The organism is Roseomonas sp. KE2513 (assembly GCF_016107305.1).
GTDB lineage: Bacteria > Pseudomonadota > Alphaproteobacteria > Acetobacterales > Acetobacteraceae > Roseomonas.
Genome location: NZ_RCVR01000038.1, coordinates 40,212 through 46,570 on the forward strand (window position 1 = coordinate 40,212; position 6,359 = coordinate 46,570).

Here is a 6,359-nt window from a genome sequence, read left to right on the forward strand (position 1 = left end):
TAATTCATATCTAGATCGCTGCGGCACGGATCTTACCAAGATCTAAGAGACCCTTGGCGCCCCAGCCCTTGGCGCCCGCCGGCACCTCCGGCCGGAAGTGCTCATAGAGCCGAAAGCTGACCCGGTTCAGCTCCTCGGGCTCCATCGAGACCGCCAGGTCCTGCATCGCCTTCCTGACAGCGCCGAGGTCCTCGCCGAAAGCCCGCTCGACGTAGCCGGCTGCCGCCTTCGGCGACGCCGCCTTGTCATGGTCCAGCGCGAGTAGAGCCCCTTTCTCCTCGACCACCGGCACGTCACGGCCGAGCAGATGCACGGCCTTGGGCCGCTGCTTGCCCTCACCCTGCTTGCGCGCCTCGTCGCGGAGATCACCGCCCTCGTGCGCGTCCTCGGCGATGCCGATGGCCTTGGCCTTCACGCGGGCGCTGGAGCCGGCCACGGCCCGGCCCAGCGTAATCGCCGCGTCCTGGTCGTGTCCGAGCCGCTCGGCCACCACCGCGGCCCACAGCGTCAGCACCGGCGCCCGGTTCACCTTGATTGCCTTTCCGTCCTTCGCCTCGGTCATCGGTTCCCATTCCATCCGTGCTCCCCCTCCAACGGGCCACGGACCGGCCGGGATGCGCGGTGCCGGGCGATGCCACTTCGGCCATCGGCCGAGCCGGCGCCTCGCGGCCTCTGGGGCAGAGCAGCCACCATGAAGATCGAGCTTCGTAAGGTCTCCTACAGCGCCGCCCTGAGCGAGGAGACGAGCAACTTCCACGCCGATATCTGGATTGACGGTAAAAAGGAGGGTTACGCCCAGAACCACGGAACTGGTGGCGGCACGAATGTACAGCCCAACACCTTGCGCTTGCGCCTGGATGCCCACGGAAAAACCCTGCCGGAGGTGGACATCGGCACACCCACAGGCGGGCCACCGCGCATGATTGTCCAGGACACCGAGTGGATCGTGGATGACCTTCTCACCGTATGGATCGTGCGGCGCGACCTGAAGCGTTCGCTCAGAAACCGCGCCCTCTACACCCACGCAGAGAAGCCAGGGATTTTCCAGAGCAAGGTGCTGACAGCCGATCAGCTGAAGCAGGTTCTGGAATCGGAGGACGTGAGAACGAAGTGGAAGGTGAAGGCGTGGCTCAACACCATGCCGGAAGAACAGGCCATCGCGATCTACCGCGATGAGGCGGCCTGACCTGGGCCGATATGGCGACATCGTGCCTGATCGACGCAGCTGCGGTGCATCGTCGTGCGGTGGCCGCAATGGGACGAGAAGATAAGAAAGCTGCCGCGCCTCGTCGGCCGCCGCAAGGGACGGCGGCTGGCGCCGCCCGCGCGAAGGCGCGCGCCCTTGCCCCGTCCGCCGCCGACGCGCCCGCCGTGAAGGGTTCAAAGAAACCCATACGGAGGCCCGAACACCATGGCCGTCGCCAGCTTTCAGAACCCGCCACTGCGCGCGGAAGACTTTACCGCCACCAGGTTCAATGACGACGCGGCTAAGGCTGCCTTCGGCAACCAGCTGCTCGCGTTCATTGCCGAGGACTTTCCGCGCAAGCGTTTCACGCTGAAGTTCTACCGCGTGCTGTGCCAACACTTCGGCATGATCGCGCACTACGACGTGCACGGGTTCTGGGCAGAGTATTTCACCTCCACCACTGACAAGCTGCGCTTCCTCGAGGAGCTGATCGCCCACCCATGCTGGGGTGATCCGGCCTTCACCTTTTCCGACCTGGAGCGCGCGGTGATCGCGCGGCTTCGCTCGGCAGGGCTGGTCGCCCGCCTCCGCTCCACCCTCGCGCGCGAGACCGAGGCCGGCGAGCGCGCCCTGCTGAATCGCCTGCAGGCGCGCTACCAGCCCGAGAAGCTGCCGGTTGCCGAGCTGTCCCGCCCGCGTGCCGCGGATTGGGCCTCCGACCAGCCGTCGCTATTCTGACCATCATGCCGGACTTCCTGCTTGGCCTGCCGCACCTCGCGGACGGGCCCCTTCTCGCTGCAGCCCGGCGCCTGCAAACGCCGGTGCTGCTCAGCGCCAACGCCTTCTCGATCTGGCGTCCGGATCGCCTCGACATCCGGGATTGGGTAGGCTTCGACCACCGGCCGCTGCGGCGCCTCGCCGGGCTCGACGCCGCTCTGGACTCTGCCGGCTTCGTGGCGATGGCCCGCTACCGCTTCTACCCCTGGACAGTCGCCGCCTACGTCGACCTTGCCGCCGCCGCGCCGTGGCGCTGGTTCTCCGCCATGGATCTCTGCGTCGAGCCGGAGATCGCCCGCAACGACGCCGAGGTGTTGGACCGCATCGCCGGCACGGTGCGGTTCTACCTGCGTTGCCTCCGCGAGGCGGAAGACCGCGGCATCGCCGACCGGCTCGCCCCCGTGGTGCGGGGCTGGCGCCCCGACCACTACCTGCGCTGCCTCGACCGCCTGCCGGGCGTCGAGTGTGTCCCGGTGCTCGGCGTGGGCAGCGTCTGCCGTCGTCAGGTCGGCGGTGCTGACGGGGTGCTGCGCGTGATCGACACCCTGGATCGGGCGCTCGGGAATGCCCCGGCGAGGCTTCATCTCTACGGGGTGAAATCTGAGGCCATGCACGCCTTGAGGGACCACCCACGCGTGGCCTCCGTGGACAGCCAGGCCTACGGGCAGACCGCGCGGCGGGTCGCCTTCCTCGCCGGGCGGAGCAAGACCGACGCCTTCCTGGCCCGGCACATGGTCGCCTTCCACCGCCGTCAGGTGGCCCTGCTGGCGGAGCCGGGGCAGGGGGCACGCTCGCCCTTCTTTCCGGTTGCCCTGCCAGAGTCCCCGGCGGATCCGATCGAGGCCCGGGTCGCCGCGGCGGCCGACGAACTCCGGGCGCTGCACGAGGAGGGCGAGGTGGACTGGAGCGATCTCGGTCCGCTGGCAGCCTTCCACTGGGCCTTCATGGACGACCTGCCCGATCCGGAGGCGGCGGCCGAAGCCGCCTGATTGGGGCAAGCGAGAGGGGGGCGGGGGAGAGGGGAGAGGAGAAAACTCGAAAGGAGCGGGGGAGATGTCCAGAGGACGAGAGTGGGGAGAGGTGTGTCGGTTGCCTGCCCGTACCGGCCGCATCTCCTCGTGGTGCTGCGGTCTGAGCCACGGTGTCGGCCGCTCCTACCCCCGCTTTCCCCGAAGCCGGGAAAAGCGCCTGCGGTTCGGCATTCTCGGTCAGGGGCCGGGGCCGCGCCGTGCGCGGGGCAGTGCCCCGCTGCGTCGCAACCCCAACCCCCTCCCTCACATGCCTCAGGGGTAGGACCGCCCGCCACCGCGTCTCCTGTCGACCGCACCCGAGGAGACGCGACCGGCACGGGCCGGAAGCCTCTTCGGGGAGAGAGAATGAAGAGGATCGGACGATGGCCGGCTCGATGAACAAGGTTCTGCTGATTGGTCGCCTGGGCAATGACCCGGAGCCCCGCACCTTCCAGAACGGCGGCGGGGTGGTGAGCTTCAGCCTGGCCACCAGCGAGCGCTGGACGGATCGCACCAGCGGGGAGCGCCAGGAGCGCACCGAGTGGCACCGGGTGTCGGTCTTCACCGAGGGCCTGCGCGATGTGGTCGAGAAGTACCTGAGCAAGGGCGACCTGGTGAGCATCGAGGGCAAGCTCGAGACCCGCAAGTGGACCGACGCCCAGGGCACTGACCACTACTCCACCGAGGTGGTTCTGCGGCCCTTCCGCGGCGAGCTCATCATGCTCGGCAGTCCGAACCAGTCGGGCGACCGGGAGGCGCGCGGCGAGGCCGGCGCCTCGGCCGAGGGCGGCGAGCGTCCGGCGCAGGGCAACACCCGCGGCCGCGGTCGCCAGCGCGCCCGGGCGGGTGCGGCGGCGGGTGCTGGCGGCGGCTCCGGCTGGGACGCGCCGAAGGCGGACCTGGACGACGACGTGCCGTTCTGACGCCCGCGCTCCGGCGCCTTTCGAGGCGCCGGACGCCTCTCGCTCCTGCCCTTTCCACCTCACCGGGCGGCCTGACGGCCTGCCCGGCGCACGAGGATTCCAGCGATGTCCGCCAGCCTGCTCGCTTCCGTGGCGCTGCCGCGCCCGCCTGCACTGACCACCGTCGTCTTCGAGGACGTCCACGAGGAGGGCTTCGAGGGTCTCTACGGCCGCTGCCACGTCACGACCTCCTGCCACCCCTACCGCTTCGCCTCGCGCGCCGCCGCCAGCCGCTTCGCCAACGCCATGTGCGACCGCTACGGCTACGACGGCTACCGCTTGGACACGCCGGGCTTCGTGCCGCCGCCGCGCCCCGTCTTCGATGACAGCGAGATCCCCTTCTGATGCTGCGCCAGTATCACGCCCAGCGCCGCCAGGGCGGCGACAACCCGCTCGGCGTTGGCACCGTCGCCCTCGGCTCGATCTTCTACCTGCAGAATGACGGCTACTGGCGCGCCCGCTTCGGCCGCACCGCCATCTGCCGCACACCCTGGATCGTGGAGGGCTTCCTCAACGGCCAGTACCACGCTGCCCGGCGCGATCCCGCCACGGGGCACTGGCTCAGCGTCTATGCCGCTAATCGCACCGGCTTGGCCGTCCTGCGCTCCCTGCGCGACGGACCGTCGCGATCCACCTCCTGCAGCTGCACGAGGACGAGGGCTTCGGACGGCCGGACAACCGCTATCCGGCACTGCCCACACTTTCGCGGCCGAGGCATCGGCGCGCCGCCTGACCGGGCCGCACGCTGGTCAGCCGTCGCCTTCGGCGCACGGCTGGCTCCTTCCACCATTCACACCGAGGTTCGCCATGGTCCGCTCGCTCACCAGGGCAGGCACGCTCACGCGCGCCCGCTGCCCTTCCCGCTCGTCCGGTCAACGGGAGGCGTGACGTGTTCCATCATCCTCCCACCGTCCCGCGCACCGCCGAAGCCGGTTGCTTGGCCGAGTTTCGCCGCTGGCAACACGAGACCCAGCGGCTACGAGAGGGCGCCGACGCCGAGCCGCTCAACGCCGCCCAGAGCGCCCGCCTCCTGCGCGAGGCGCAGGCCGCAGATCGCCGAGCCTACGACCGCCTCGAAGCTGTTCAGGAGCACTGACGGCCCGGATCGCCTGATCCGCGCCGTTGGTCGGCCGCCCTCAGCCCCCCACCACCGCGAGGCCGAACACCGCCAGCTCGGCGTCGCGCAGGGTGGTCGGCTTCCACTCCTCGCCGCGCAGCGCCAGCGACACCACCCGTGCCGCGGCGGATCGCTCCACCGAGTACCCGTAGGCGGTGATCGTCAGCTGCGCCGCCTGCTCCGTCAGGTCGTTCGCCCGCTGCGACAGGATCTCCAGCGCCGCGTCCGTGCCCTGCTCCTGCTGCCGCAGCACCACTCCCTCCTGCGCCGCCTCCGCCGTCACCCAGGCGTCTCGCGCCACCTCGGCCGCCGTTTCCGCCCGCTCGGCATACGTCGCCAGCAGATCGCGCAGCGCGGCCTCACGACGGGCTCCCTTCTCCGGCGGCACATTGGTCAGCACGAACTCCGCCACGCTTGCTTCCACCCGATCGCGCAGGTCCTGCGACGGCATCTCGAGCTGGAAAGCATCGGCGATGTTGCTGATCTCGCGCACGTCGGGCACGCCCTCGAACGCCTTCGCCACCTGTTCCGGGAGCACCCGCCGCAGTGGGAACTGCACCACGTTGTTCGATCCAACCACGGTAGCCTCCATGTCAGCCGTCCTACTGCCGTGAATCTAGTTGAACGGGCAGGGCTACTCCAAGATAAATGACTGATGCTGAACGATTATTTTTCACAAAGCACGCCATATCGCGCGGAATGCAGAACTACCTGGCATGGATGAGAACCGCCCTCCCTACCGCCCCCTCACTGACACGCCCGTCGACCAGACCGACGACAGACGTCGCGGCGTCGTGCGCGTCGAGCCGGGCCAGCCCTTCGAACACTTCTGCCCCGAGTGCGGCCGATGGGACACCTTCGGGTTCGGCGGGGATCTCCTCAAAGGCATTCCTGGCGTCTGGTACTGCTCCGAACACAGAGAGACCGGCGAACGTCGTTGGAAGACGGGCGGGCTCGTCGCTTCCGCTGGCTGAGCCTGGCGGGGCTTCCGCAAGATCTGGGCGCGTCCCCGCAAGAGCGGGGACCGGGCTCTACTCGGCCGCAAGAGCGGCCTCCCCGAGCCCCCAAGCGGGGTCTCGGCCCTTCGGGTAACGATCCACGCTACGGCTTCGCCTTCGCTCTCGCGCGGTCTGTCGGCCCCCGCTGCGCCCAATGTCCAAACGGTGTGCTGGTGATGAGCGGCTGGCACCAGGACAACTGGCGGAGTGCGTGTGGCCCGCTCCGGCACGCCGTGTGTGGATCAGCCTTTCCCTCGCCCATCTCTCCGGGCGGTAGTAGGACCGGGCCCCGCCCAGGCACGCCGGCTT

9 protein-coding genes are annotated in these 6,359 nt (G+C 69.3%); 7 read left to right on the plus strand and 2 right to left on the minus strand.

Translation table 11 applies throughout. The features are described from left to right. Positions 1 to 10 precede the first annotated feature (10 nt). Positions 11 to 562 carry a hypothetical protein gene (locus tag D9599_RS24770; RefSeq protein ID WP_198383976.1) on the minus strand — a complete coding sequence of 184 codons (552 nt, stop codon included), beginning with the start codon at positions 560 to 562 and terminating at the stop codon, positions 11 to 13. Between the two features lie 129 nt (positions 563 to 691). Here D9599_RS24770 and D9599_RS24775 point away from each other — a divergent pair, with 129 nt between their 5' ends. From D9599_RS24775 to D9599_RS24800, 6 genes are all read left to right on the plus strand, one after another. Continuing rightward, entirely contained in the window at positions 692 to 1,186 is a 495-nt protein-coding gene (locus D9599_RS24775) for a hypothetical protein (RefSeq protein WP_198383977.1), read from the plus strand. A 225-nt stretch (positions 1,187 to 1,411) separates the two neighbouring features. Continuing rightward, positions 1,412 to 1,924, plus strand: a complete 513-nt coding sequence (locus D9599_RS24780; RefSeq protein WP_198383978.1) for a hypothetical protein — start codon at positions 1,412 to 1,414, stop codon at positions 1,922 to 1,924. Between the two features lie 5 nt (positions 1,925 to 1,929). Next, positions 1,930 to 2,952: a hypothetical protein gene (locus D9599_RS24785; protein ID WP_198383979.1), complete on the plus strand. Its 1,023-nt coding sequence runs from the start codon at positions 1,930 to 1,932 to the stop codon at positions 2,950 to 2,952. Between the two features lie 404 nt (positions 2,953 to 3,356). Beyond that, on the plus strand, positions 3,357 to 3,896 hold the full coding sequence (ssb, locus tag D9599_RS24790) for a single-stranded DNA-binding protein (protein ID WP_198383980.1): 540 nt from the start codon (positions 3,357 to 3,359) through the stop codon (positions 3,894 to 3,896). A gap of 105 nt (positions 3,897 to 4,001) precedes the next feature. After that, the gene (locus D9599_RS24795) at positions 4,002 to 4,280 is read left to right on the plus strand and encodes a hypothetical protein (protein ID WP_198383981.1); all 279 of its coding nucleotides are present in this window, start codon (positions 4,002 to 4,004) and stop codon (positions 4,278 to 4,280) included. 544 nt (positions 4,281 to 4,824) lie between these two features. Beyond that, the gene (locus D9599_RS24800; RefSeq protein ID WP_198383982.1) at positions 4,825 to 5,031 is read left to right on the plus strand and encodes a hypothetical protein; all 207 of its coding nucleotides are present in this window, start codon (positions 4,825 to 4,827) and stop codon (positions 5,029 to 5,031) included. Between the two features lie 40 nt (positions 5,032 to 5,071). On the opposite strand, the gene D9599_RS24805 is transcribed toward D9599_RS24800, so the two are convergent. Beyond that, positions 5,072 to 5,644 (minus strand): hypothetical protein, encoded by a 573-nt coding sequence (locus tag D9599_RS24805; protein WP_198383983.1) that lies wholly within the window; start codon positions 5,642 to 5,644, stop codon positions 5,072 to 5,074. 124 nt (positions 5,645 to 5,768) lie between these two features. On the opposite strand from D9599_RS24805, the gene D9599_RS24810 reads away from it, so the two are divergent. Then, entirely contained in the window at positions 5,769 to 6,026 is a 258-nt protein-coding gene (locus tag D9599_RS24810) for a hypothetical protein (protein WP_198383984.1), read from the plus strand. Positions 6,027 to 6,359 lie beyond the last annotated feature (333 nt).

Excerpts from the sequence above, each read along its gene's own strand:
- D9599_RS24770 (WP_198383976.1), bottom strand. The coding sequence starts at position 562 with ATGACCGAGGCGAAGGACGGAAAGGCAATCAAGGTGAACCGGGCGCCG.
- D9599_RS24775 (WP_198383977.1), top strand. The coding sequence starts at position 692 with ATGAAGATCGAGCTTCGTAAGGTCTCCTACAGCGCCGCCCTGAGCGAG.
- D9599_RS24780 (WP_198383978.1), top strand. The coding sequence starts at position 1,412 with ATGGCCGTCGCCAGCTTTCAGAACCCGCCACTGCGCGCGGAAGACTTT.
- D9599_RS24785 (WP_198383979.1), top strand. The coding sequence starts at position 1,930 with ATGCCGGACTTCCTGCTTGGCCTGCCGCACCTCGCGGACGGGCCCCTT.
- ssb (WP_198383980.1), top strand. The coding sequence starts at position 3,357 with ATGGCCGGCTCGATGAACAAGGTTCTGCTGATTGGTCGCCTGGGCAAT.
- D9599_RS24795 (WP_198383981.1), top strand. The coding sequence starts at position 4,002 with ATGTCCGCCAGCCTGCTCGCTTCCGTGGCGCTGCCGCGCCCGCCTGCA.
- D9599_RS24805 (WP_198383983.1), bottom strand. The coding sequence starts at position 5,644 with ATGGAGGCTACCGTGGTTGGATCGAACAACGTGGTGCAGTTCCCACTG.
- D9599_RS24810 (WP_198383984.1), top strand. The coding sequence starts at position 5,769 with ATGGATGAGAACCGCCCTCCCTACCGCCCCCTCACTGACACGCCCGTC.